The following is a 22,871-nucleotide window of genomic DNA, read 5'->3' as shown; positions in this document are numbered from 1 at the left end:
AGCTAGCGCGGGGCCTGCTGGAAGACGGATTCCCAGGGCAGGAGGTCGTAAGGCATCAACAACAACGGCGGGCCCGTCTTCACGATGAAGCGCAGCCCATTGATCCCCCCTTGCAGGCCGAACTCGCGCCGCCCTGCGGCCTCGCGCAGCAGCGTTAGCTAAGGGGCGACCAAAACCCATTCATCATCGGGAACGCCGGACGGGTAAACAGTGCAAAAAGTGGTCATGCCCCTTCATCTGGATTCCAGACCGCTCAGCTCCATAAACCCTTTAGTTGTCCGCCTTGGTAGCGTGTGCAACAACCTCAGCGAGCTTGACTAGATCAATTGCTTCGAGCGTTTCTTCTCGCGGCACTGAATACCTTGGGAATTCGCGCCGGAGCGTTTGAGCGAGATCGCCGATCGTATCTTCACGTCGGAGAGAATGATGGATTAGGAAGGCAACAACTTGTCGTGCCTGCTCTTTCGCGCCGCGCACATGATTGTTCTCGCGCCCTGCAAGCGCATTGCGCCAACCATGTGCTGCTTTTTCTACAGTAATTTGATCAAGCACACGCTCTAAGCCGTGCGGCACAAGCTGAGACAGCAATCTCAGAAAGTATAAGGCATCATTATAGAAGGTAGGGCTTTGCTGGGAAAGCGCGTCTGAAATATTATTATAATGAGGCTCAAGCAGTTGTAGAATAATTGCGGGGTCATCTAATGAAAAGTTTGTTAGAACAAGCATACCCAACGTCCACTCTACGTGCCAAAATTGGGTAATCATTATTTGCTTACCCGCAGCAATAATACGGCTCGCAGTATTAGGCGCCATCACCGCGAGGCGCGCTGACAAATGCGAGATGCGCGGCTCGTTACGTGCAATTAGCGCATAGATCGCCGGCCGCGCTGCCATTACGCTATAGGCTACGCTGATCAGCATTTCAGCATTACCAATGTCGGACGCCCAATCGTCACCTATCGTTGCATCGACCGATTCCCAGTCGATCGCCATTACTGTCGCTTGAAATAGCTTCGGGGACGTCTTGTCCAAAAAACTTAGCAGCCCCGCCGCCGACTGGAAATTCCGCTTAGTGCTCTTTGACAGCTTGGCGGCGAGGTCTGTAGGAGACCAGCAGGCGCAGAGCTTTCGGCCGACCTGTTTCATCCGTCGCGTTGGTGCGAGCTTGCCGACATATATCTGCAACGGATCGTAAAGCCTGAGTGAGTCCCAAACGATGTCATTCAGCTCATAAAAAGCATTCACTGGATCAGCACGCATCCGCTTTGAGATTGCCGGGACAAGCGCCTCGATCAACTCGAATCCGAATTGCGGCTCGAAGTAGCAAAAATGCTCGCACAGGTCGGCGACGGTCCAGAGGGGAGCATTCTCGGGCCAAGCGCGAACCAAGCGTGCCAACGCAGGCCGGTCAACAGCTACCATATGTGCTGTCTTCCATACCTCATCCTGACCTACTCTCATCATATTTATCAGATCGGCAATCTCGCAGGCGTGAACCGGTCCGGCCTTACTCATCGCCTGAGCTAGCAGCGCTGGGTTCGTCTCGGCGACGATCGCTCGTCCCAGCGCTTGATCCTGATTCAACAAAACATTCACGAATCGGCCGATTGCATAGCCCGCACCTTCCGGCGTCGCTTCAATCCAGTTTACGAGCGTTCTCCGGCGCACGGCGACTCTCGCTATTTCGTCCGCCAAATAATTGTGTATCTCGGAAAGCGCCCAACAGGCCTCTCGTATTTCGACTGTCGTTGTCGCGGCCCAACAGCGTTCGAGGACTGGATAAAGCCATTGCCGATCTATCGGTCGATGCCAGCGTCCATTGACCTCGACCTGCGACAGCTCGCGCAACAGCAGAGCGATGCCGCCAAGCGGTGTCTCTTCATCTTGCAGCACCACGCGGAGCATCTTGGCAACCGCCATCCGGCCGTCCTGGTCTTGGTCATCGAGAATTGGACCGATGAGAACGCCCGAAAGCCGTTGATGCGGACAGCGTAAGTCCTCCCGGCTAAGCAACAGCCTTTGGCTGATTAGCCAGTCTATCGCCAAGTCTGTCTTATGGGGGGGCATCCACGATTCAAGAATCGACAAGAGCGCTTCACGCGTGCATCGGGCGTCTCGCGTCGCAAGCTGGCGTATCGCTGCGGCAGCGAGAACCAGATCGGCGCCGGCCGACCTAGCTGAACTCGCGAGCGCTCTGGCGCGACGCCAACCGCCGCCGAGAATGAAACAAAATTGCCAGGGGAAGGTCGCAACCTGCGCGGCATGGTCGAGGCGGCTATCCAGTTGCTCATCGCCGGGCCTGTCCCCTACGCGGTCGTCGGCACGGCGGACAGCAGCGAGCGTTGCAACAGGCATGGCACGCAAACCGTCGGCAATGACGCGGACTGCACGACGAGCATCAATCTGGATGACGCCGGGAAACGAATTCTTATCCACCTCAATCGTATGAGCGCTGATCACCCACAACGTATCCGTCGCCTGCTCTTCTAGTCCACGCAAGAAGCCTGGGCGTGCCAAATGGGCGTCGTCGACGATTAACAGCGTCGACCTTTGCCTGTCGGCAGGTGGCGTACTCTCTACCATCGGGTCGTCCAACCGTAGCACGCGCCACCCCTTGGCATGGAGCTGTCGCGCTGCCTGAAGCGTGCAAATCGACTTGCCAGCGCCTGCAACTCCCGCCAGCCGCGCTGATCCAGCACGTTCGAGATCGCTGAGCAGCACGGCCGTCTCTGGCAGCACGGGGCACGTTGCGACATCTGCCGGGCCAAGGGCACGGCCCATCAAGGCAGGTCCAAGATCACGCGCCGTATCGAAGGAGACTTCCAACCAGGGGGATATCGAAGCAAGCGGGCGAACAGTAGTCTCGATCGCGAGCATCCTTTGCTTGATTGCCTCGATCTCGACCGCACTGGGCAATGCCTTAAGGGCATCGATGATTTCGAGAAGATGCCCTGCATGTTCAGGATAGAATTGCTCTATTACATCGCTGTGTCCCGAGAGCAGCAATTGAATTGTCTCCCAGCCGATTACCTCTACTGGGAACCGGCCGTCACGCTCTCGGCGTTCAGATATCTCGCGAACATGGCGCTGTAATTTGGCATCGGTGGAGGCCGTAGTCGCGAAACACCAATGGGCAAGACTGGGCTTGAAGGTATCAGCCTTCGCGAGTTCGGCGTCGAACTCGGCCGGCGTGGCCTTTGCGCCGTAATTTCTATCCTTGCCCTTACACTGAACGCCGTGGACTAGCCGATTTGCATAGGTAGGCCTTCCATAGACGTCTACGCCATGCTGCTTTTGCCCGACGCGGCCGTTCTTCTGCGCCAGCGGGTCGCTCCAAATTTTGGCGAAGAGAGAGCAAATTAGCTCTTCAAACTTCTCCCATGATTTGGGCGGGGCAATCTGCTTGTCGATGAACTCCATACGCTAACGATAAACGCGCATCCCGCGTTGGCGAACCCTTTTCGCGCGCCTCTTGTGCGGCCCGCTGAAAATACAATTTGTTGAGCTTCCATTCCGTCCCTCACGCGCCAACAAGCAGCTAGCGGTCGGCTCCCGTCGCTCAATGCGCGCTGAAGTGAGTTTTTTTAATTCGGGGCAACCATAGAACTGCCCGGTACAATCGACCCCGGCCGCAAGCGATCACTAGCTCAGGCTTCTGAATGCTGAATTTTGATCACGGGACCTACGACCGCCACGCCTTCATAGGGCAGGTGCGAATAATATCGGCAGCCAGTAGGACCACCTGTCTGCGCCCCCGGCGCGCCCCCAGGGAATTGAGGACCTAATAACCTCGAAGAAAACAAACAGCAGCAACTGGAATCATTAGGGAATTTGGTGCCGCAAGAGGGATTCGAACCCCCGACCCCCTCATTACGAATGAGGTGCTCTACCAGCTGAGCTATTGCGGCGAGATCCGTAGTGCGACGGCTGGTGTCGCTTCGGATCGTTGCGGCTTCATATCCGCACGCTCGACCGATGGCAAGGCGGCCCGCGTCGTCTTCGTGATGCAACTGTGCCACGGACGGTGCATCACGGTCCCGCGATGCGCCATGCTGCCTTGACGCGGAGCGATGCGGCTTCGAAGGCTCGCGGCACGTTTCAGGAAAAGCCATGTCCCTCATTGCCCGCTTGCGTGCCTATGCTGCCGACGCGTTCGGCCTGTCCGCGAGCCCGGACGATTCGGAAGCTGTAGATGAGCGCTTGGCGGCGATTGCCCTTCTCGTCCATGTGGCACGGGTGGATGGCGTTCTCGACGGGGCCGAGTCGGAGCGGCTCTGCCGCTTGGTCGAGGGACGCTATGCCGGCAACCGAGAAGAGGCCGAAGCGCTGATCGCTCGCGCAGCCGGCGTCGATGCCCAGACCCGCGACATGGCGCTGCTCGTGGAAATGATGGGCCACGAGTTCGGCGAGACGGAGCGCGCGCGGCTGCTCTCGATGGCGTGGTCGGTGGCCGGCGCCGATGGCACGGTTCATGAGTTCGAAGAGGCGTTGGTCTGGCGGCTCGGTCGCCTGCTCCGGTTCGATGACACGGCGATCCGTCTCGCCAGAGCCGGCGCAGAATCGGGGGCGGTCTCCTAGCGGCAGCTCGGCAGACGATCCTCGGTTTCGCCGGGCCGGATCAGGCCGGAAGAAAGAATCGCGGCGCGATGATCGTCAGCTTCACCTTGATCCTCCTGGCCCAACTCGTCGGAGAGGTGCTCGCACGTGCCACGGCCCTCTCAGTCCCGGGACCGGTCATCGGGATGGCACTGCTTCTCTTGTTCATGGTGCTGCGCGACCGCTGGTCCGGCATTGCTTCACGCGTCCTCGCTGCGCCCCTCGTGGACGGCACCCTCGAGCGTTCCGGAAAAGGGCTGCTCGCCCATCTGTCGCTGATGTTCATCCCGGCCGGCGCCGGTATCGTCGGACGGCTCGACGTGCTCGAAGCTCATGGCCTGGCGCTGGCCTGCGTCGTTGTCGTCTCGACATTGGCGACCCTCACGGCGACGGCGCTAACCTTCGTCGCCGTCAAGCGTTGGGTCGCCCCGGGGAGGGAGCCATGACCGGCGATTTCGCGCTCTGGGTCTATCTCTCGCGCACGCCCCTGCTGTGGCTGACCGTGACTCTGATGGTCTATGCGGTGGCCGACCGCATCGCCACGGCAACGAACAGGCATCCTCTGGCGAATCCCGTAGTCGTCGCCATCATCCTGATGGCTGGCGTGCTTAAGCTGACCGGAACGCCCTACGCGACTTATTTCGACGGTGCCCAATTCGTCCACTTCCTGCTCGGGCCCGCCACCGTGGCCCTGGCGATCCCGCTCTACGAATACCGCGTCACGGTGATCCGCTCGCTGGCGCCAATGCTGGCAGCTCTCCTCGTGGGCTCCGTCGTAGCTCTCATCTCTGCCATGACGTTGGGCACGGCCTTCGGCATCCCGCACGACGTCATCATCGCCCTCGTCCCGAAATCAGTGACGACCGGTGTCGCGATGGGGATTGCTCAGAATCTCGGCGGCGATCCGACCCTCGCGGCCGTGCTGGTGATGTTGACAGGTATGACCGGTGGAATCCTGGTGACGCCGCTCATGAATCTGCTCCGCATTCAGGACATGCGGGCACGGGGCTTCGCAGCCGGTCTCGCCGCGCACGGTGTCGGCACCGCACGGGCGTTTCAGGTCAACGAGGTGGCGGGTGCTTTCGCGGGTATCGCACTCGGTCTCAACGCCTTCATCACGGCGATTCTCGCACCGCTCGCCGTGACGTTCTTGCGCTGACGTCACCCCTATTTGGCGAGAGCGGCCTCAGGCGTTTCCGTCGGGATGAAGCGGCCGTCCTGGCCCGGTTTCATGTCGATGCGCGTGTCGTGAAGGGCGTGCAGCGTCGAGCGATGGCCGATGGAAACGATGGTCGTCCCCGGCAACCGCTCGCGCAGCATGCGGTAGATGCCGGCTTCGCTCGGCTCGTCGAGGGCGGCGGTGGATTCGTCGAGGAAAAGCCACGCGGGCTTCGCCAGCACGGCGCGGGCGATGGCCAAACGCTGCTGTTCACCGCCGGACAGGCGCTGGTCCCAGGCATCGATCTCGTCGAGACGGTCGGCCAGCTGCGGCAGTTGCGCGGCAATCAAGGCTTCGCGGATCGCCTCGTCGGAGAACTGGTCGGTGGTGCTGGGATAGACCACCGCGCCACGCAGGGTTCCGAGTGGAATATACGGCCGCTGCGGCAGCACCAGCGCCGACTGACCTTCGGGCACGTCGATCCGGCCCTTGCCGAACGGCCAGATCCCGGCGATCGCCCGGAACAGGGTCGACTTGCCCGATCCAGACGGGCCGGTGACGAGAGTGGCGGCACCCTTGGTGAGGGTAAACGACTTGGCGGAGACAATCTCGCGACCATCGGGCAGCGCCAGGGTCATGCCGGACGCCGTCACGGCCGGGCCCGGTCCACTGCCCTGCACCAAGCCGTATCCGGCACCGGACAGGGCCTCCGCCTTCGTCATCGCCCGCTTGAATGACGTCAGGCGGTTGGTATTGGCGCGGTACGACGCGATGGTGGTGTAGGAATCGATGAAGAAGGACAGGGAACCCTGGACGCTGCTGAAGGCGTTCGCCGTCTGCTGGAACTGGCCGAGGGTAATTTTCTTCAGGAAGTAGGATGGAGCGGCGAGGATGTAGGGAAACACCACGCTGATCTGGTTGTAGGACAGGGTGAAGCTGCCGATCTTGATCCGCCGGTAGATGATGGCGAGGTAGTTCTCGATGATCTCCCGGAACAGCTCGCGCAGGCGCAAGGTCTCCGACCGCTCACCGCGCAGCAGGGCAATCTGCTCGGAATAGATCCTGGTCCGCGCAAGTGAGAAGCGAAAATCGGCCTCCACCTTCTCCTGCCGGAAGTCGAGGCCGATGAGCGGACGGCCGATGAGATGGGTCAGCCAAGTTCCGACCACCGCGTAGACGATGACCAGCCACACCAGGAAGCCGGGCACTACCATGTCGGTGAAGGGAAGAACGAAATCCCGCGACAGCCCCCAAAGGATAACCATAAAGGAAACCAGGGTAGCGGCCTGGGACAGGAGCCGGATCGACAGGCTCGTCGTCTGCTGGATGAAGAGGTTGACGTCGCTCTGGATGCGCTGATCCGGGTTGTCGGCCGGTTCGTCGGTGAAGGGTATGCGGTAATGCGTGCCCCCATCGAGCCAGCGGCTGTAGAGGCTGCGTGCGAGCCAAGTGCGCCAGCGGATATGCAGCGAAGCATCGACGAAAGTGTCGAACATGCCGATGATGACCCAGATCGTCGCAAGAGGCACGAAGATCCAGACGAGCTGATACCAGAATGCGTCGGCGTTATACTCTTGCAGCGCGTTGAAGAGGTCGCGGTACCAGAAGTTCAGGCGCAGTTGTAGCGCAACCTGCGCAAAGGTGATGAAGATCGAAAGCGCAACGAGGCGCCGTGCGACGCGGCCTTCGGTACCGCCGAAGAAACGGAACGGTCGGATTTCCCGGTTCGGCTCCTCGCGTGCGGCGAAGAACGGATCGGCGATGCGGGTGATCGCGCGGATGGGTTCGAGATGGGAAATTCCGAATACGATGCCTGCGAAGACCACCGCGCCCGTGGCCGCGAAGGCAGGCGGCAGCAGTGCCGCCAGCGTCTCCGGCAGAAAACCGGATGCTGCCAGTTGCTTAGCACCGGCTAGGAACAAATACCCGATACCGTAGACGGAAACGAACACCTTGAGATAATCTGAGAGCTTGGCGGAGGCAAAAAGGATCACCACCATCGCGAAGCCGCTGAGGCTGACGTAGAGCGGCGTCGAGGTGCCCGGCAGGATCAGAAGAACGAGGGCAAAGAGCGCCGTTATGGCGGCCTGCAGGCCGAGGCCTGTCCTGAGTACGGCCACGCGCGTCTCCTCAACTCGGTAAATTCAAATGTGCGAATGGGTCTTCGCCCGCCGGATTAGCACCCGATCGTGACGGCGGCAGTGACGGCCGGTCGTGGCGAGATCGTGGCGAGGGCTTCACCCGCCGGATGCGTCAGATCGGATCAGGGCCAATCCCAGTCGCCGTAATCGGGCTCGCGACAGCGGTACCCCACGGGGCATTCCAGATTATCGCGGGTCGGGACGAAACGGAGCTCGGCGATTTCCGTCAGGCCGCAAAGGCTGCGATCGCTGACGAAGCGTTCCGTCTTTACCGGCTGCTCCCCCTTGCCGGACCTATCCGCCTTGCCCACGGACCAGGACAGGACCGCCGATCCGTCGCGCTTCACGAGCGCCATCGCGTCCGCGCAGGACATCCGCGGAGTGGAGGGAGGCGTCTGAGCGCCGGCCGAGGTGGCGATGACGACGCAGACGGCGATGGCGAGGCGTCTCGTCACGATGGATCTGCGCGCTGGTATGTTTCTCACAAGCTTGAGCATGGCAGTTTTGGAAAGCGACGGGAAGGCCTTGCCGTTCGCTCGCCCTATTCCCGGAGTCTATCCACCGCTATCAAACGCACCGAGACAGAATAATCACACACCTGTCCTGACGAGAGCCGACTTTGAGAATGATAACGGCCTGCATGTCGGACGGGGTGGGGGATCGAATGTCGCGGAATAGTGAGGTGGTGGGCGCCGCCGCGAAATTGGCGCGCACGGGATTGGCTCGGCCTCAGGGTCGGGCTTGACGGGAGACGACGATGGCCGCCGGCATCGAAAGCGAGGATATGAGAAACGAGGACGGCACGCCGTCAGTGACGGTGACCGGACCGTCGGGAGGGTCGCGCCGTGCCTTGATACTCCCAGTATCCCTCGCCATGGGCTGGGGCGTTCTCCTCGGCTACAGCACAGTTCTGTTGACGAACGATACCCCTGTCCGACCTGAGACCGGCACGGCACAGGCTGCCTTGAACGAGCCGGGTCCGTTCGAGAACACGGCGGCATCCTCACGCCTGCCCCGTGCCAATGCGCCCTGGTCGGATGTGGGGCTTGGCTCTGCTCACGCTGGAGCGCCTGCCCGGGACAGGCTCGCTGCATCCCCTGCCCAGCCGGGCATCCGGCCGGTCGCGCTCAAGCAGGATACGGAAGTGACGCCACGCGCCGATGCCCCCGCTGCCGCTTCTCCACCGATCGAGGCGGCGGCTTATGTCGGCGTGTGGGGGCCGAACGAGGTGGCATGCCGCCGCGGCGCGCGGCGCCGTGGATACATTCCGGCGCGGATCACCGAGAATGGCGCGCGGGCGGGAAACACCGTCTGTACCTTCCGCGACGGGCGGCGCATGGGCGCGAGTTGGAGCGTGGCGGCATCCTGCAGCGATGGCGGCCGGCGCTGGACATCCCAAGTGAAGCTGATCGTCGAAGGCGACCGTCTGACATGGTCGAGCGCCAAGGGCGACGCCTCTTACGTCCGGTGCAATCGCCGCGCCGGGTAAATACCGCCGATACTGAAGTCTCGCCGGCTCTCTGCCGTGACGGGCTGAAATATCGGGTGAAGGTTTCACGGATTCAATTCGGCCAAATCCGTACACGCGACGACATTTAACCGCCCAGCGCCCGGTCTTGTCCGATCATCCGTAACGAAAAGAGGGTCGTCTTGCGACGACCCTCTCCGCTCTCGCGGCGGTAACCGCGAGAGCATCCATTCCACGTGACGATAGGGACGACTTAGAAGTCCATGCCGCCCATGCCGCCGCCGCCCGGCATCTGGGGAGCGCCGCTGTCCTTCTTGGGAGCATCGGCGATCATGGCCTCGGTGGTGACGAGGAGGCCGGCGATCGAGGAGGCGTCCTGCAGAGCGGTGCGCACGACCTTGGCCGGGTCGACGATGCCGGCCTGGATCATGTCGACATACTCCTCGGTCTGGGCGTTGAAGCCGTAGGTGATCGAAGAGGTGTTGTCGGTGATCTTGCCGACCACGATCGAGCCTTCGACGCCCGAGTTGGCGGCGATCTGGCGGATCGGGGCCTCAAGGGCCTTCAGCACGATCTTGATGCCGGCCTGGACGTCCGGGTTGTCGCTCTGGAGAGCGCGGACGGCCTCACGGGCACGGAGGAGGGCGGTGCCGCCGCCGGGGACGATGCCTTCTTCCACCGCAGCGCGGGTGGCGTTGAGCGCGTCGTCGACGCGGTCCTTCTTTTCCTTGACCTCGACCTCGGTCGCGCCGCCGACGCGGATGACCGCGACGCCGCCGGCGAGCTTGGCCAGGCGCTCCTGGAGCTTCTCACGGTCGTAGTCCGAGGTGGTCTCCTCGATCTGCGCCTTGATCTGGCCTACGCGGGCTTCGATGTCCGCCTTCTCGCCGAGACCGTCGATGATCGTGGTGGTCTCCTTCTCGATGCGGATGCGCTTGGCGCGGCCGAGCATCGGGAGGGTGACGTTCTCGAGCTTAATGCCGAGGTCCTCGGCGATCATCTGACCCTGGGTCAGGATCGCGATGTCCTCGAGCATGGCCTTGCGGCGATCGCCGAAGCCCGGAGCCTTGACGGCAGCGACCTTGAGGCCACCGCGCAGCTTGTTCACGACGAGCGTGGCGAGAGCCTCACCCTCGATGTCTTCGGCGATGATGACGAGCGGCTTGCCGGTCTGCACCACGGCCTCGAGAACCGGCAGCATCGCCTGGAGCGACGAGAGCTTCTTCTCGTGGATGAGGATGTAGGGGTCCTCGAGCTCGGCGACCATCTTCTCCGCGTTCGTGATGAAGTACGGGGAGAGGTAGCCGCGGTCGAACTGCATGCCCTCGACGACGTCGAGCTCGGTCTCGGCGGTCTTGGCTTCCTCGACGGTGATGACACCCTCGTTGCCGACCTTCTGCATGGCGTGGGCGATCATCTCGCCGATTTCCTTGTCGCCATTGGCCGAGATGGTGCCGACCTGGGCGACTTCCTCGGACGAGGCGACCTTCTTGGCGCGGCTCGTGATGTCCTTCACGGCGGCGGTGGTGGCGAGGTCGATGCCGCGCTTCAGGTCCATCGGGTTCATGCCGGCGGCCACGTACTTGGCGCCTTCACGGACGATGGCCTGGGCCAGGACGGTGGCCGTGGTGGTGCCGTCGCCAGCGATGTCGTTGGTCTTCGAGGCCACTTCGCGCACCATCTGGGCGCCCATGTTCTCGAACTTGTCGGCGAGCTCGATCTCCTTGGCGACGGTGACGCCGTCCTTGGTGATGCGCGGAGCGCCGAAGGACTTCTCGATGACGACGTTACGGCCCTTGGGGCCGAGGGTCACCTTGACGGCATCCGCGAGGATGTCGACGCCGCGGAGCATCTTCTCGCGGGCATCTGAGCCGAAGCGTACTTCTTTCGCTGCCATGTATAGATCCTCATCAGGTTGAGAGCCTTGAGGCGCTCACCGAAGGGCGCGCTCGAAAGGCTCGAATGGAAGAAGGAAGAGGGCCGGGTCGCTTTAGGCGACGACGCCCATGATGTCGGATTCCTTCATGATCAGGAGGTCCTGACCGTCGATCTTGACTTCGGTGCCGGACCACTTGCCGAACAGGACGCGGTCACCGGCCTTGACGTCGAGCGGGTTCACGCGGCCCGCCTCGTCACGGGCGCCAGGGCCGACGGCGACGATCTCGCCCTCTTGCGGCTTCTCCTTGGCGGTATCGGGGATGATGATGCCCCCCTTGGTCTTCTCTTCGCCTTCGATACGGCGGACGACGACACGGTCGTGCAGCGGACGGAACTTCATGAGCTGCCCTCTTGCTTCAAATTCATGGATGGCGTTGATGCGGCCGAAGGGCTCGCCCAACCCAGGCTGTTAGCACTCCCGAGCGAAGAGTGCCAAAGCAAGGGCGGAGGTAGGCTCAAGCTCCTTGCGAGTCAAGACGCGGACGACGCGTCATGCCGCGTTTGCGCAGCATGTTCTGCTCTCCTGTCGCTGACAGACGGATGACAATCACCCCATGATCAGCCTTCAGGGACCGCAAGGCGCGGTCGAGCATTCCGGCGCAGCCAATGGCGGCGGCGTGCCGAGCCATGCGATCTGGATCGACCTCAACGATCCGAGCGCCGAAGAGGCCGAGCATATCGAGGCCGCCACCGGCCTGCGCGTCCCCTCACGAAAGGCTCTGAGCGAGGTCGAGAATTCGAGCCGCCTGCGCCGGCTCAAGAACGGTCTTTCGCTCTCCACACCGATGATCACCTTCGACAAGGTGGATTCGCAGCTGACCCCGCTCGGCTTCGTCCTGACCCGGGACCGGCTCATTACGGTCAGGTTCAACGAACTGCGCGCCTTCGAGGAGGTCAAGAAGCGCATCGGCGACGGTGACGGCGCTTGCCAGACCGGCACCGAGATCTTCCTCCTCTTGGTGGAGGAGCTGGTGGACAGCCTCGCCGACGCCCTGGAGGAGATGGGTGCCGATCTCGACGCGCTCTCGACCCGGATCTTCGACTTCGACGTGAGGGCAGGGGGCGTCGCCGGCGATTCCGGCAAGACCCCGCGCCGCCGCGACCTCGCGCTGCGCCGAATCCTCCGCAGCGTCGGTCGGCGGGGCAAGGCGCTCGGCAAGATCCGCTCGAGCCTGCTCGGCCTCGAGCGCATCCTCCCGTTCGTCGCCGGCGAGTGCGAACACCTGCTCGGCGCGACCGAGATGCCGCGCTTCGAGACCCTGCGCCGGGACATCGCCTCCCTCGACGAGTTCGAGATCCGCTTGTCGGAAAACGTCCAGTTCCTGCTCGACGCCACTCTCGGCCTCATCAACATCGAGCAGAACAACACGTTTCGCGTGCTCACCGTCGTCTCGGTAGTGGGCGTGCCGCCGACCCTGATCGCGTCGATGTACGGCATGAACTTCAAGCACATGCCGGAACTCGACTGGGCCTATGGCTATCCCTATGGTCTGTCGCTGATCGTCATCAGCGCGATCATCCCCATCGTCTTCTTCAAGCTGCGCGGCTGGTTCTGACGCGCGTTCGATCGAGCGTTTTCGGGGTTTAGGGAAATCTTTTCGGCCCAGCGCGCAAGGATTGGGAGCATCGCCGGCAATCCGGCGACCAGAGTCGACCGCATGGCCGTAATCGTCGCCTTCATCCTGAATGCCGGGCTCAATTTCGGCCTCGGCCTCCTTCTGGCCAAGCTCATGGGGCCGGCGGATTTCGGCCTGTTCGGCCTCGCCACCACGGGTGCCGTGGTGCTCAACACCCTGGTCTTCGAGTGGCTGCGGCTGTCGGCGACACGGTTCTATTCCAATCGCGTCCGGCGCGAGGAACCTTGGATCCGCCATGGGCTGGACCGGGCCTACGCCATCCTGGCCGTCCTCCTCCTGGTCGCATCGGCTCTCTGCGCCGTCGTCGGCGCGACTGTGGAAATGAACACGGAGGGCCGTTTCGCCATCGCGGCGGGGGCTGGCCTCGCCGCCTTCGGCATCGGCCTGTTCGATTATCACGCAGCCCTCACTCGCGCGCGATTCGACGGCGGCCTCTATCTCAAGCTCACCCTCATCAAGAACGGCCTGTCATTCCTGCTCATGGCGGGCGCAGCCTGGCTGTTTCCGCAGCCGCTCTGGGTGCTGGTCGCTTGCGGGCTCAGCCAGTTTCTACCCGTCGTGATACTGCGCAAGCCGCTGCTCGATCCGCCCGTGCCGATCGTCCGCGTTCGGATGGGGGAGACCTGGCGGCTGTTTCGCGCCTACGGGCTTCCGCTGATCGTGGCGAACGCGATCTACCAGATCACGCCGTTCCTCAACCGTAGCGCCATCGCCATGTCGTTCGGCCTGGCGGAGGCCGGTTATTTCACCCTGGCGGCGGATGTCGCCTCGCGCAGCCTCAGCATGATCGGCACGGCCCTGGACCTCATTCTGTTCCAGCTCGCCGTGCGGGTGGACGAGCACGAGGGCCATGTGGCGGCCGAGGCCCAGATCGGCCGAAATGCGGCCATCGTGGTGGCGCTCATGGTGCCTTGCGCCGGCGGACTCTGGGCTGTGCTTCCAGCACTCCAAGGGCTCGTCGTGCCGGAGGCTTATCGCGGCCCCTTCGCCCTCTATGCGCTGATCCTCATCCCCGGCCTGCTCTGCGGCACATTGCTCAATTTCGGGCTCAACCCGATCTTCCAGATCCGGCGCAAGACGGTGCCAGTCATCGCCGCCGCCCTTGTCGGCCTTGCCGTGAATGCCATCTGCCTGGTCGTCCTGCCCGCGCATTTCGGGGCGCCCGGCATCGCCATGGCGCAGAGCGCCGGCCTCGTCGCCTCGACGCTCTGGCTCGCAGTCCGGGCCCTCGCGGGTCCGGAGCGCCTGCGGATCGACTGGTGGGAGATCTTTGCCGCCTGTACCGCCACCCTGGCGATGATGGCCTGCCTGGCACCGTTCAGGCACATGGATCCGGCCATGGCACTCGCCATCTGCCTGCCTCTCGGTGTGCTGGTCTATGCCCTGCTCGTTGCGGTGTTTGACATCGCCGGATTACGCGGCCTCGTGACAACCTATCTGCGGCAGCGCGCCGTCACCCCGGCGGCGTGAGACAGAACGCACCGCTTGAAAGCGGGGCGTCCCTTCCCGCATATGGTCGTCTGAAGATGCCGTCGAGCATCGTAGCGGGCAGGAAACGATGCGGTCATACGAGCCTCAGGACGAAGGCGAGGCACAAGCCATCGTCGCCGCCGCCGCCGGCCGGTCAGAGCCGATGCGGCTCGTCGGCGGGGGAACCAAGGCCGCGATCGGCCGCCCCGCCCAGGACGAAGCCACCCTCTCTTCCCTTCGTCTGACTGGGATCACCCTCTACGAGCCGGCCGAGATGGTGGTCGCCGCCCGGGCCGGAACTCCCCTCGCGCAGGTCCAGGCCTTGCTGGCGGAACGCGGCCAGATGCTGCCCTTCGAGCCGATGGACCATCGCATCCTGATGGGCTCGGCCGGGGAGCCGACCTTCGGTGCCGTGGCAGCGACCAACAATGCGGGACCACGCCGGATCAATGCGGGGGCGGCCCGCGACAGCCTCATCGGCGTCCGTTTCGTCAACGGGCGCGGGGAGGCCATCAAGTCCGGCGGCCGGGTGATGAAGAACGTCACCGGCCTCGACCTCGTCAAGCTCATGGCGGGCTCGTGGGGCACCCTCGGCCTGCTCACCGAAGTGACATTCAAGGTGCTTCCCGTCCAGGAACGGGTGACGACCTTGGCCTTCTCCGGCCTCGATGATGCGACGGCGGTGGCCGCTCTCAGTGCCGCCCTCGGATCACCGTTCGAACTCACGGGTGCGGCTCACCTGCCGAGCGGCCTCGACGGGCCGAGCCCGCGCACTCTGATGCGCCTTGAGGGTTTCTCGGAATCCCTCGATTACCGCCTCGGCGAATTGCGCAAGCTCCTCAGGCGGTTCGGAGAGCCGGAGATCATCGAGGGCGAGATCGGAGCCGTTCTGTGGGCTGCGATCCGCGATGTCATCCCACTGACGGAACCGCGCGCATCCGCCGTCTGGCGAATTTCCACCGCACCGATGCAGGGTCCTGCGGCCACGGCCGCCATCGCGGCGCAGCGCCCGGCGCGTTGGTTCTACGATTGGGGCGGCGGCCTCGTCTGGCTGGCCACCTCGGCCGAGGGCGATGCCGGCGCCGAGACCATCCGCGACGTCCTCCGCACCACCGGCGGGCACGCCACCCTGGTGCGGGCACCGGATGCGGTACGCGCGGCGACCGCCGTCTTCGAGCCTCTGTCAGATCCGCTGCTTCGTATGACGGCCGGGATCAAGGCGGCGCACGATCCGAAGGGGGTTTTCAATCCCGGCCGAATGTATGCTGGCATCTGACCCCCGTACGGTTCCCGCCCCAGCGATCCGGTTCTCGCCCGATGCCAGAACCAAGCTTTCAGCATCCGGCCCAAACGTTGACCGCGACAATCTCACCCGCAGCGGCCTCATGATCCTGAATGGCTTTCGCGCTATCCCCGCCGGGTGTGCGGAGGTTTAGAGCCGTTCCAAGGCTCGGCTTCCGCCGAAATTTTCTCTAAGCTGCTTGAAACAGCGCCGGGCGGCGACAGACCACCCAGCAAGAAAACGATATCGGGACCCTGAGGAAACGCCGTGCAGACCAATTTTAGCCTGACGCAGCTTGCCGACCCGGCGATGGCCGCTTCGGAAAAAATCCTGCGTACTTGCGTGCATTGCGGATTCTGCACTGCGACCTGCCCGACCTATCTCCTCCTCGGCGACGAACTCGATTCCCCGCGCGGCCGCATCTACCTCATCAAGGACATGCTGGAAGGCGGCAAACCGGCCACGCCGGAAGTGGTCAAGCATGTCGACCGCTGCCTGTCCTGCCTGTCCTGCATGACGACCTGTCCGTCCGGTGTGCATTACATGCACCTCGTGGATCATGCCCGCACGCATATCGAGGAGACCTATCGCCGGCCCTTGAGCGACAGGCTCCTGCGCAGCGTGCTCGCCTTCGTGCTGCCCTATCCGAACCGCTTCCGCCTCGCGCTTCTGGCCGCCAAGATCGGCTCGCCGTTCCGGCCCCTCGTCGCCCAGTTGCCCCGTGTCGGCAACCGCCTCGCGGCGATGCTCGACCTCGCCCCCGCGCTCCTGCCGAACCGCACCGTCAACGACCGGCCCGGCACCTTCCCGGCCGACAACCGAGCGCGGGAAGCGAGCGCCCTGCTCCAGGGCGAGGCCGCACCCGCCCGCGCCGGCCGGGTCGCCCTCCTGCGCGGCTGTGCCCAGAGCGTGTTGCGGCCGGATTTCAACGAGGCGGCGGTCCGGCTTCTCACCCGCCACGGCGTCGAGGTGGTGCAGGCGAAGGGGGAGGGGTGCTGCGGCGCGCTCACCCACCATATGGGCAAGTCCGAAACCTCCCACGCCCAGGCCAAGCGCACCATCGATGCCTGGATCGCCGAGATGGACGGCGACGGTCTCGACGCGATCATCGTCACGGCCTCGGGCTGCGGCACGACGATCAAGGATTACGGCTTCATGTTCCGCGACGACCCAGCCTATGCCGACAAGGCGGCGCGGGTCTCGGGCCTCGCCAAGGACGTCACCGAATATGTGGCGAGCCTCGGCCTGATGCCGCCTCTGTTCGAGAGCGATCTCGTGGTGGCCTACCATTCCGCCTGCTCGATGCAGCATGGCCAGGGCATCCGCACCGAGCCGAAGAACCTGCTCAAGAAGGCCGGCTTCACCGTGAAGGACGTGCCCGAGGGCCATATCTGCTGCGGCTCGGCCGGCACCTACAATATTTTGCAGCCGGAGATCGCCGGGCGCCTCCGCGACCGGAAGGTAGCCAATATCGAGCGCATGCGCCCCGACCTCATCGCCACCGGCAATATCGGCTGCGCCACGCAGATCGGGAACGGCACGAGCATCCCCATCGTGCACACGGTGGAACTGCTGGACTGGGCGACGGGCGGGCCGAAGCCGGCGGTGCTCGAGGGATTGGGCGGGATGCGGGTGCTGGAGGCGGCGGAGTAACGCCGAAGCGGCGCCAAGACCTGACCATTTCCCCAAGACCTGCGCATTTCCTGTCGATGGCTCGGATGGACAGCGGACGGGAAAAGGGGGTCAAGGGGTTCCGGATCCGGTCACCGGAATCCAGCGATAGCCTGTCCCTCGCGGTTCGACATGGCCGAGCGACGGGAACGCCGTGTGATAGCCCGCGACCAGCAGCTTCTCGGTGGCGGCCATCGCGTAGATCGCCCGACGGGTCGCGATGCCCTGATCCTTGTCGAGATCGAACAAGGCGTGCCATTCGGGGTGGCTCAGCGACGCCATCTCGTGATGGGCGCAATCGCCCCACACGAGCATCCGTTGCCCCTCGCTCTCGCAATGGAAGGCAAGGTGCCCCGGTGTGTGCCCGAAGGCCGCCACCACGTCGATGCCGGGCGCGACCGTGTCGCCGGGTCCGACGAAGCGGATGCGTTCGCGCAGCGGGACGAGATGGCTGCGCACCACTGCGGCCGATCGGTAGGTGTTGCTGTCCGCTGGCGCCGAAAGGCGCTCCTCCGAGGTCCAGAAGCGGTATTCCGCCTCTCCCACGACGTAGGCCGCGTTGGGAAATTGCGGAATGCCGCCCTTGAGGAGGCCGCCGATATGGTCCGTATGGCAGTGTGTGATCACCACGAGGTCGATTGCTTCCGGCGCAATTCCGGCGCGCCGTAGCGCCTGACCCAGCCTCCCTCCCGCCGGCCTGGGGATGAAGCCGACCTCGCCGTTTCCGGTATCGAAGAGGATGCGCTGTGTGCCGGTCTCGATCAGCGTCGGGGTGAAGCCCGGCGTGAACCGGTCCGGCGAAAGCCGGTTCTCCCGCATCAGCGCTTGCACCTCCTCTCTCGGCCGGTCCTCACCGACGATCGGCCATGGCCCGTCGATGGTCTCGTCCGCATCGAGCAAGCTGGTGATGGTGAAGGCGCCGAGCCGGATGCGTCGCGATGCAGGTGCCTCGGCGAGGGCAGCCGCCCCGGCCAGGGCCGGCCTCGCGCCGGAAAGAGCGAAGCCCGCGAGGGCGCCCGTGACAAGCCGGCGGCTCAATGTGATCATCGTGACAGGATCTCCGGCTGACCCAACCGCGCCGGTGGGCCGCGAGGCGGGGATCACCGGCCTAGCGCGTGGGGAGGGGGTACCGCTTGAACGAACGTGCTGGCCCAGCGCTCGGCCCCCTTTGGCACGTCGAGGGCGGGCACACCTTCTTTGCCGGACCGCTCGGCTACAACGCTAGCCACCAGCATGGTGCGCCGGTCTATCTGGCCGGCCTGTATGGATCTTTCCGCATCCGGTTCAGGCCTGGTCCGTGGATCGCCTGCCGCACGGCCTTCGTCCCGGCCGGGATGCGGCACGAACTCGATTGCGCCGGCGATCCCTTGGGCGTCCTCTATCTTGAGCCGGAGGCCGGAGCGCGGGCTCTCCTGGGCCTGATCGCCGCCGGCGAGGACATCGACGGCGCACGCGTCGCCATGCGGGGTGAGATCGAGCCGCTTCGTTCGCTCTACGAATGCCGGCGCGCCACGGTCTGGGCGGGGCAGGCCATCGCCGATCTCGCCGGCTTCGCAATGCGTCGGAACGAACCGACGCTCGATGGGCGCATCACTCGAATCATGGCCGGCCTCGGCACCCGCCAGGACGCGAGCATGTCGGCGCCGCGCCTCGCGGCATCCGTTGGGCTGTCCTCCTCGCGGATGCAGCACCTGTTCACCCGCGAGGTGGGAGTTCCATTCCGGCGCTATCGCTCGTGGCTGCGCATGCGGCGGGCGATCGACGCCGTCATTCGGGGTGAAACCTTCACGGTCGCGGCCCACGACGCGGCCTTCGCCGATCAGGCCCATTTCGCCAACGCGTTCCGGCAGACATTCGGTGCACCCGCCTCGGCGAGCCTCGTCGGTATCCGGCGGCCATAGACGCCAGTGGCCTCAGTTCGGCCGGCGCACTTCAGCCAGCACGAACACCCGGATCGCCGAGGACAGATTCTGCGCGCCCCGCGCCTCGTCGATCTCGCCGATCAGCACCTGCACCGACTGCTCGCGGGCGGCGGCGATCTCGCGCAAAGCCTCCCAGAACGGCGTCTCCAACGACACGCTGGTCCGGTGGCCGGCGATCATGACTGAGCGTTTGGTAGTGCCGGTGGTCATCGAGCGCGCAACCCTCCCCCCTCTGCGGCGGAGGGTGCCTGCGGAGCAGGCGGGAGAGGGGGCGACCTCTCCGGAGATGACGCTCCCCTCTCCCGACCCTCGCTGACGCGAGGGCCACCCTCCCCCGCAGAGGGGGGAGGGGAGACTTGCGAGCGCTTTAGGGTCGTCACCCGTCCGAATCCGGTCCCACGAGCTTGTGGCCCTCGTGGCGTGAGAACTCGATGGCCTTCTTGGCCTCGGCCAGGGTCTTGGCCTTCTTCGGCCGGCCGAAGGCGATGCGGTTGTCATCCGCCTTCGCCTCCTTCTCGGCCCGCGCCTTGCCCTTGCGGACCGAGCGCAGGTTGATGATCTCGGCCATGAGCTTCCCCGTCAGTCGACGCTCGGTGCCAGCATGGTCTCGGGGCGCACGACCCGATCGAACTCCTCCTCCGTGACGTAGCCGAGGCGCAGGGCCTCTTCCTTCAGGGTAGTGCCGCGCTTGTGCGCGGTCTTGGCGATCTCGGCGGCCTTGTCGTAGCCGATGGAGGGGGCGAGCGCCGTCACCAGCATGAGCGAGCGGCTCATCAGGTCGGCGATCTTGTCCTCGTTGGCCTTGATGCCGACGACGCAATTGTCGGCGAAGCTCACGGCGGCATCGGCGAGGATGCGGATCGATTGCAGCACCGCATTGGCGATGACCGGCTTGAACACGTTGAGCTCGAAATTGCCCTGGGAGCCGGCGAAGCTCACCGTGGTGCCGTTGCCGATCACCTGGGCACAGACCATGGTCAGCGCCTCGCACTGCGTCGGGTTGACCTTGCCCGGCATGATCGAGGAGCCCGGCTCGTTCTCCGGCAAGGAGAGTTCGCCGAGGCCCGAGCGCGGGCCGGAGCCGAGGAAGCGGATGTCCTGGGCGATCTTGAATAGGCCCGCCGCCAGGGCCGAGAGCGCACCTTGCGTGAAGACGAGGGCATCGTGGGTGGCCAGCGCCTCGAACTTGTTGGCGGCCGAGGTGAAGGGAAGGCCGGTCAGCTCGGCGACCTTGGCCGCAAACTTCTCCGCGAATTCCGGATGGGCGTTGAGGCCGGTGCCGACCGCCGTGCCGCCCTGTGCGAGAGCCAGCACACCCGGAAGCGTCGCCTTCACGCGCTCAGTGCCCAACGCCACCTGCGCGACATAGCCCGAGAATTCCTGGCCCAGCGAGACGGGCGTCGCGTCCTGCAGGTGGGTCCGGCCGATCTTGACGATGGACGAGAACGCCTCGGACTTCGCCTGGAGCGCGTCGTGCAAGTGCTTCAGGGAGGGCAGCAGCCGGTCGTTGATCTCGCGCGAGACCGCGATGTGCATCGCCGTGGGGAACACGTCGTTGGAGGATTGGCCGCGATTGACGTGATCATTGGGATGGACCGGCGACTTGCCGCCCCGCTTTCCGCCGAGCAGCTCGTTGGCCAGGCTCGCGATGACCTCGTTGGCGTTCATGTTCGACTGGGTGCCCGAGCCCGTCTGCCAGACCACGAGGGGGAATTCCTGGTCGTGCTCACCGGACACCACCTCGGCGGCGGAGGCGGCGACGGCCTGGGCCACCTTCGGGTCGAGGGCGCCGAGATCCTGGTTCACCAGGGCGGCGGCCTGCTTCACCATCCCGAGGGCATGGACCAGGGGGGCCGGCATCTTTTCGGTGCCGATCTTGAAATTCTGGATCGAGCGCTGGGTCTGCGCGCCCCAGTAGCGATGGGCCGGAACCTCAATGGGGCCGAACGTGTCGGACTCGGTCCGGGTGGCGGACGTTTCGGTGGGGCTTTCGAGCGGCGACATCGTGGCCTCTTAGATGGCGGAGTATGCGGCCTTACTTAGACGGTGCGGGGCCAAACCGCGATGGTGCTTTTACCAAAGGCGTCACAGGTCCGTGCCGGAGTCAGGCACCGCCCCCGCGTCGAATCCAACGAGGATACATGCCGATGCCCGTGGACGCAGCGACCATGGAGCCCGATGCCCGACCGCGTTTCCGTCCTTCCGTTCCCCGCCCGCTTCGCGAACAGCCGGGGCTGTTCGCCTTCCTGAAGGCGGTGCGCGCCAATCCGATCACCACGTGGCTCGACGAGCATTTCGTTGAGCCGGTCGTGGCGCGAGAGGGTGCGATGGGCCGTGTGACCGTGGTCAGTGACCCTGCCCTGATCCGCTACCTGTTCGTCGAGAACGCCGCCAATTACCGCAAGGACGACCTGCAGCGCCGGGTTCTCGCGCCGGGCCTCGGCAACGGCCTTCTCACGGCGGAGGGCGAGGAGTGGAAACTGCAGAGGCGGACCCTCGCGCCGATTTTTTCGGCCCGCCATGTCCTCGGTTTTGCGGCTCCCATGAATGAGGCCGGGGCGAAAATCGGCCGTCGCCTCGCCCGACGCGATGGCACAACCGTCGACGTGGCGCTGGAAACGACCCGGGTCACTCTCGACGTGCTCGAGCGGACCATCTTCACCGAGGGGCTCTCCAGCGATCCCGACGCTCTCGGCCGCGCCATCACGCGCTTCCTGGAATCGGTCGGGCCGGTGGACCCGATGGACGTGTTTGGTGTCCCTGCCTTCGTGCCGCGTATCGGCCGCCTTCGGGCGAGGCCCGCGATCCGCTTCTTCGAGGAAGTCGTGAACGCGCTCATCGAGCGCCGGCGGGCGCAACTCGATGGCGGAACGGCGCCTTCCGATCTTCTGACGTTGCTGCTTCAGGCTCAGGACCCTGAAACCGGCAAAGGTCTCAGCGACTTCGAAGTCCGCGCCAACATCGTCACCTTCATCGCTGCCGGTCATGAGACGACGGCGAATGCGCTGACCTGGGCTCTCTATTGTCTGTCGCAGGATCACGATTCCCGAACTCACGTGGAGCGCGAAGTCGATGCGGTGCAGGGTGATGTGTTCGATGCCGACGCACTCCCCTACACCAAGGCGGTGATGGAGGAGACGATGCGGCTGTTCCCGCCCGTTCCGTTCATGAGCCGGCAGGCCATCGCGGAGGATCGGATCGGCCGGATCAAGATCCCGCAGGGATCGCTGATCATGGTGGCACCCTACGTGCTCCACCGCCACCGGACGTTATGGGACGAGCCCGAGACGTTCATGCCTGAACGTTTCCTGCCGGAGAACAGAGCGGCGGTGCAGCGATTTTCGTACCTGCCGTTCGGAGCCGGACCGCGCGTCTGTATCGGCCAGAGCTTCTCGCTCCAGGAAGCCGTCATCGTGCTGGCGCATATGATCCGTCGCGTACGCTTCACATTACCGGCGGATCATGCCCCGGTGACGCCGTTGCAGCGCGTAACGCTCCGACCAGAACATGGCTTACGGATGCGAGTGGAGCAGCGGGCCTGACCTGACCCGCGGCACCATTATTAGGTAAGCGAAGCGCGCTTCGGC

At 64.3% G+C, this 22,871-nt stretch carries 19 protein-coding genes and 1 tRNA gene; 10 read left to right on the top strand and 10 right to left on the bottom strand.

Annotation, left to right across the window (positions count from 1 at the left end; all coding sequences use genetic code 11):
• Nucleotides 1–270 precede the first annotated feature (270 nt).
• Both ACYQR9_RS22795 and ACYQR9_RS22790 read right to left on the bottom strand, forming a co-directional pair.
• Nucleotides 271–3,420: a hypothetical protein gene (locus tag ACYQR9_RS22795; protein ID WP_461228128.1), complete on the bottom strand. Its 3,150-nt coding sequence runs from the start codon at nucleotides 3,418–3,420 to the stop codon at nucleotides 271–273.
• 412 nt (nucleotides 3,421–3,832) lie between these two features.
• Nucleotides 3,833–3,908: transfer RNA gene (locus tag ACYQR9_RS22790), tRNA-Thr, on the bottom strand.
• 202 nt (nucleotides 3,909–4,110) lie between these two features.
• On the opposite strand from ACYQR9_RS22790, the gene ACYQR9_RS22785 reads away from it, so the two are divergent.
• The 3 genes from ACYQR9_RS22785 (at nucleotide 4,111) to ACYQR9_RS22775 (ending at nucleotide 5,755) form a co-directional block, all read left to right on the top strand.
• Nucleotides 4,111–4,578 (top strand): tellurite resistance TerB family protein, encoded by a 468-nt coding sequence (locus tag ACYQR9_RS22785; protein WP_056424570.1) that lies wholly within the window; start codon nucleotides 4,111–4,113, stop codon nucleotides 4,576–4,578.
• 68 nt (nucleotides 4,579–4,646) lie between these two features.
• Nucleotides 4,647–5,042, top strand: a complete 396-nt coding sequence (locus tag ACYQR9_RS22780) for a CidA/LrgA family protein (protein ID WP_461228127.1) — start codon at nucleotides 4,647–4,649, stop codon at nucleotides 5,040–5,042.
• Nucleotides 5,039–5,755 (top strand): LrgB family protein, encoded by a 717-nt coding sequence (locus ACYQR9_RS22775; RefSeq protein ID WP_461228126.1) that lies wholly within the window; start codon nucleotides 5,039–5,041, stop codon nucleotides 5,753–5,755. The genes ACYQR9_RS22780 and ACYQR9_RS22775 overlap by 4 nt, the downstream gene beginning before the upstream one ends.
• An 8-nt stretch (nucleotides 5,756–5,763) precedes the next feature.
• Here ACYQR9_RS22775 and ACYQR9_RS22770 read toward each other — a convergent pair whose 3' ends face one another.
• Nucleotides 5,764–7,875 carry an ABC transporter ATP-binding protein/permease gene (locus ACYQR9_RS22770; RefSeq protein WP_461228125.1) on the bottom strand — a complete coding sequence of 704 codons (2,112 nt, stop codon included), beginning with the start codon at nucleotides 7,873–7,875 and terminating at the stop codon, nucleotides 5,764–5,766.
• A gap of 143 nt (nucleotides 7,876–8,018) precedes the next feature.
• A complete protein-coding gene (locus ACYQR9_RS22765) occupies nucleotides 8,019–8,351 on the bottom strand; it encodes a hypothetical protein (protein WP_461228124.1) in 333 nt (110 codons plus the stop codon).
• Between the two features lie 302 nt (nucleotides 8,352–8,653).
• On the opposite strand from ACYQR9_RS22765, the gene ACYQR9_RS22760 reads away from it, so the two are divergent.
• Nucleotides 8,654–9,385 (top strand): hypothetical protein, encoded by a 732-nt coding sequence (locus ACYQR9_RS22760; protein WP_207413666.1) that lies wholly within the window; start codon nucleotides 8,654–8,656, stop codon nucleotides 9,383–9,385.
• Nucleotides 9,386–9,617: 232 nt separating this feature from the next.
• Here the strand turns inward: ACYQR9_RS22760 and groL are convergent, their stop codons facing one another.
• Nucleotides 9,618–11,261: a chaperonin GroEL gene (groL, locus tag ACYQR9_RS22755; protein ID WP_056424589.1), complete on the bottom strand. Its 1,644-nt coding sequence runs from the start codon at nucleotides 11,259–11,261 to the stop codon at nucleotides 9,618–9,620.
• Between the two features lie 93 nt (nucleotides 11,262–11,354).
• Nucleotides 11,355–11,642 carry a co-chaperone GroES gene (groES, locus tag ACYQR9_RS22750; protein ID WP_018042554.1) on the bottom strand — a complete coding sequence of 96 codons (288 nt, stop codon included), beginning with the start codon at nucleotides 11,640–11,642 and terminating at the stop codon, nucleotides 11,355–11,357.
• Nucleotides 11,643–11,856: 214 nt separating this feature from the next.
• On the opposite strand from groES, the gene ACYQR9_RS22745 reads away from it, so the two are divergent.
• The 4 genes from ACYQR9_RS22745 to ACYQR9_RS22730 all read left to right on the top strand — a co-directional run bounded on the left by ACYQR9_RS22745 (nucleotide 11,857) and on the right by ACYQR9_RS22730 (nucleotide 17,344).
• Nucleotides 11,857–12,858 carry a magnesium transporter CorA family protein gene (locus ACYQR9_RS22745; protein ID WP_056424594.1) on the top strand — a complete coding sequence of 334 codons (1,002 nt, stop codon included), beginning with the start codon at nucleotides 11,857–11,859 and terminating at the stop codon, nucleotides 12,856–12,858.
• A 102-nt stretch (nucleotides 12,859–12,960) separates the two neighbouring features.
• Nucleotides 12,961–14,409: a lipopolysaccharide biosynthesis protein gene (locus ACYQR9_RS22740; RefSeq protein ID WP_461228123.1), complete on the top strand. Its 1,449-nt coding sequence runs from the start codon at nucleotides 12,961–12,963 to the stop codon at nucleotides 14,407–14,409.
• A gap of 88 nt (nucleotides 14,410–14,497) precedes the next feature.
• Nucleotides 14,498–15,685: an FAD-binding protein gene (locus tag ACYQR9_RS22735; RefSeq protein ID WP_461228122.1), complete on the top strand. Its 1,188-nt coding sequence runs from the start codon at nucleotides 14,498–14,500 to the stop codon at nucleotides 15,683–15,685.
• A gap of 273 nt (nucleotides 15,686–15,958) precedes the next feature.
• On the top strand, nucleotides 15,959–17,344 hold the full coding sequence (locus tag ACYQR9_RS22730; RefSeq protein WP_207413673.1) for a heterodisulfide reductase-related iron-sulfur binding cluster: 1,386 nt from the start codon (nucleotides 15,959–15,961) through the stop codon (nucleotides 17,342–17,344).
• Nucleotides 17,345–17,434: 90 nt separating this feature from the next.
• On the opposite strand, the gene ACYQR9_RS22725 is transcribed toward ACYQR9_RS22730, so the two are convergent.
• The gene (locus ACYQR9_RS22725; protein WP_461228121.1) at nucleotides 17,435–18,409 is read right to left on the bottom strand and encodes an MBL fold metallo-hydrolase; all 975 of its coding nucleotides are present in this window, start codon (nucleotides 18,407–18,409) and stop codon (nucleotides 17,435–17,437) included.
• 86 nt (nucleotides 18,410–18,495) lie between these two features.
• On the opposite strand from ACYQR9_RS22725, the gene ACYQR9_RS22720 reads away from it, so the two are divergent.
• Nucleotides 18,496–19,263, top strand: a complete 768-nt coding sequence (locus tag ACYQR9_RS22720) for a helix-turn-helix domain-containing protein (protein WP_419952318.1) — start codon at nucleotides 18,496–18,498, stop codon at nucleotides 19,261–19,263.
• 12 nt (nucleotides 19,264–19,275) lie between these two features.
• Here the strand turns inward: ACYQR9_RS22720 and ACYQR9_RS22715 are convergent, their stop codons facing one another.
• The 3 genes from ACYQR9_RS22715 to fumC all read right to left on the bottom strand — a co-directional run bounded on the left by ACYQR9_RS22715 (nucleotide 19,276) and on the right by fumC (nucleotide 21,288).
• The gene (locus ACYQR9_RS22715) at nucleotides 19,276–19,494 is read right to left on the bottom strand and encodes a ribbon-helix-helix domain-containing protein (protein ID WP_056424607.1); all 219 of its coding nucleotides are present in this window, start codon (nucleotides 19,492–19,494) and stop codon (nucleotides 19,276–19,278) included.
• A 166-nt stretch (nucleotides 19,495–19,660) separates the two neighbouring features.
• Complete coding sequence (locus ACYQR9_RS22710; protein WP_461228120.1) at nucleotides 19,661–19,852, bottom strand: DUF4169 family protein; 192 nt, start codon at nucleotides 19,850–19,852, stop codon at nucleotides 19,661–19,663.
• A gap of 11 nt (nucleotides 19,853–19,863) precedes the next feature.
• A complete protein-coding gene (gene fumC / locus ACYQR9_RS22705; protein ID WP_027174402.1) occupies nucleotides 19,864–21,288 on the bottom strand; it encodes a class II fumarate hydratase in 1,425 nt (474 codons plus the stop codon).
• Between the two features lie 143 nt (nucleotides 21,289–21,431).
• Here fumC and ACYQR9_RS22700 point away from each other — a divergent pair, with 143 nt between their 5' ends.
• Nucleotides 21,432–22,826, top strand: coding sequence for a cytochrome P450 (locus ACYQR9_RS22700; RefSeq protein WP_461228119.1), 1,395 nt, complete (start codon nucleotides 21,432–21,434; stop codon nucleotides 22,824–22,826).
• The last annotated feature ends 45 nt before the right edge of the window (nucleotides 22,827–22,871 follow it).

Source organism: Methylobacterium sp. CM6241, assembly GCF_054817845.1.
The sequence above is the reverse complement of the archived record's forward strand: the minus strand, read 5'-3'. Positions and strand labels throughout refer to the sequence as shown.

What these genes read in the sequence shown, in the direction of transcription:
- ACYQR9_RS22795 (WP_461228128.1), bottom strand. Translation starts at nt 3,420, where the DNA reads ATGGAGTTCATCGACAAGCAGATTGCCCCGCCCAAATCATGGGAGAAG.
- ACYQR9_RS22785 (WP_056424570.1), top strand. Translation starts at nt 4,111, where the DNA reads ATGTCCCTCATTGCCCGCTTGCGTGCCTATGCTGCCGACGCGTTCGGC.
- ACYQR9_RS22780 (WP_461228127.1), top strand. Translation starts at nt 4,647, where the DNA reads ATGATCGTCAGCTTCACCTTGATCCTCCTGGCCCAACTCGTCGGAGAG.
- ACYQR9_RS22775 (WP_461228126.1), top strand. Translation starts at nt 5,039, where the DNA reads ATGACCGGCGATTTCGCGCTCTGGGTCTATCTCTCGCGCACGCCCCTG.
- ACYQR9_RS22760 (WP_207413666.1), top strand. Translation starts at nt 8,654, where the DNA reads ATGGCCGCCGGCATCGAAAGCGAGGATATGAGAAACGAGGACGGCACG.
- groL (WP_056424589.1), bottom strand. Translation starts at nt 11,261, where the DNA reads ATGGCAGCGAAAGAAGTACGCTTCGGCTCAGATGCCCGCGAGAAGATG.
- groES (WP_018042554.1), bottom strand. Translation starts at nt 11,642, where the DNA reads ATGAAGTTCCGTCCGCTGCACGACCGTGTCGTCGTCCGCCGTATCGAA.
- ACYQR9_RS22745 (WP_056424594.1), top strand. Translation starts at nt 11,857, where the DNA reads ATGATCAGCCTTCAGGGACCGCAAGGCGCGGTCGAGCATTCCGGCGCA.
- ACYQR9_RS22740 (WP_461228123.1), top strand. Translation starts at nt 12,961, where the DNA reads ATGGCCGTAATCGTCGCCTTCATCCTGAATGCCGGGCTCAATTTCGGC.
- ACYQR9_RS22735 (WP_461228122.1), top strand. Translation starts at nt 14,498, where the DNA reads ATGCGGTCATACGAGCCTCAGGACGAAGGCGAGGCACAAGCCATCGTC.
- ACYQR9_RS22725 (WP_461228121.1), bottom strand. Translation starts at nt 18,409, where the DNA reads ATGATCACATTGAGCCGCCGGCTTGTCACGGGCGCCCTCGCGGGCTTC.
- ACYQR9_RS22715 (WP_056424607.1), bottom strand. Translation starts at nt 19,494, where the DNA reads ATGACCACCGGCACTACCAAACGCTCAGTCATGATCGCCGGCCACCGG.
- ACYQR9_RS22710 (WP_461228120.1), bottom strand. Translation starts at nt 19,852, where the DNA reads ATGGCCGAGATCATCAACCTGCGCTCGGTCCGCAAGGGCAAGGCGCGG.
- fumC (WP_027174402.1), bottom strand. Translation starts at nt 21,288, where the DNA reads ATGTCGCCGCTCGAAAGCCCCACCGAAACGTCCGCCACCCGGACCGAG.
- ACYQR9_RS22700 (WP_461228119.1), top strand. Translation starts at nt 21,432, where the DNA reads ATGCCCGTGGACGCAGCGACCATGGAGCCCGATGCCCGACCGCGTTTC.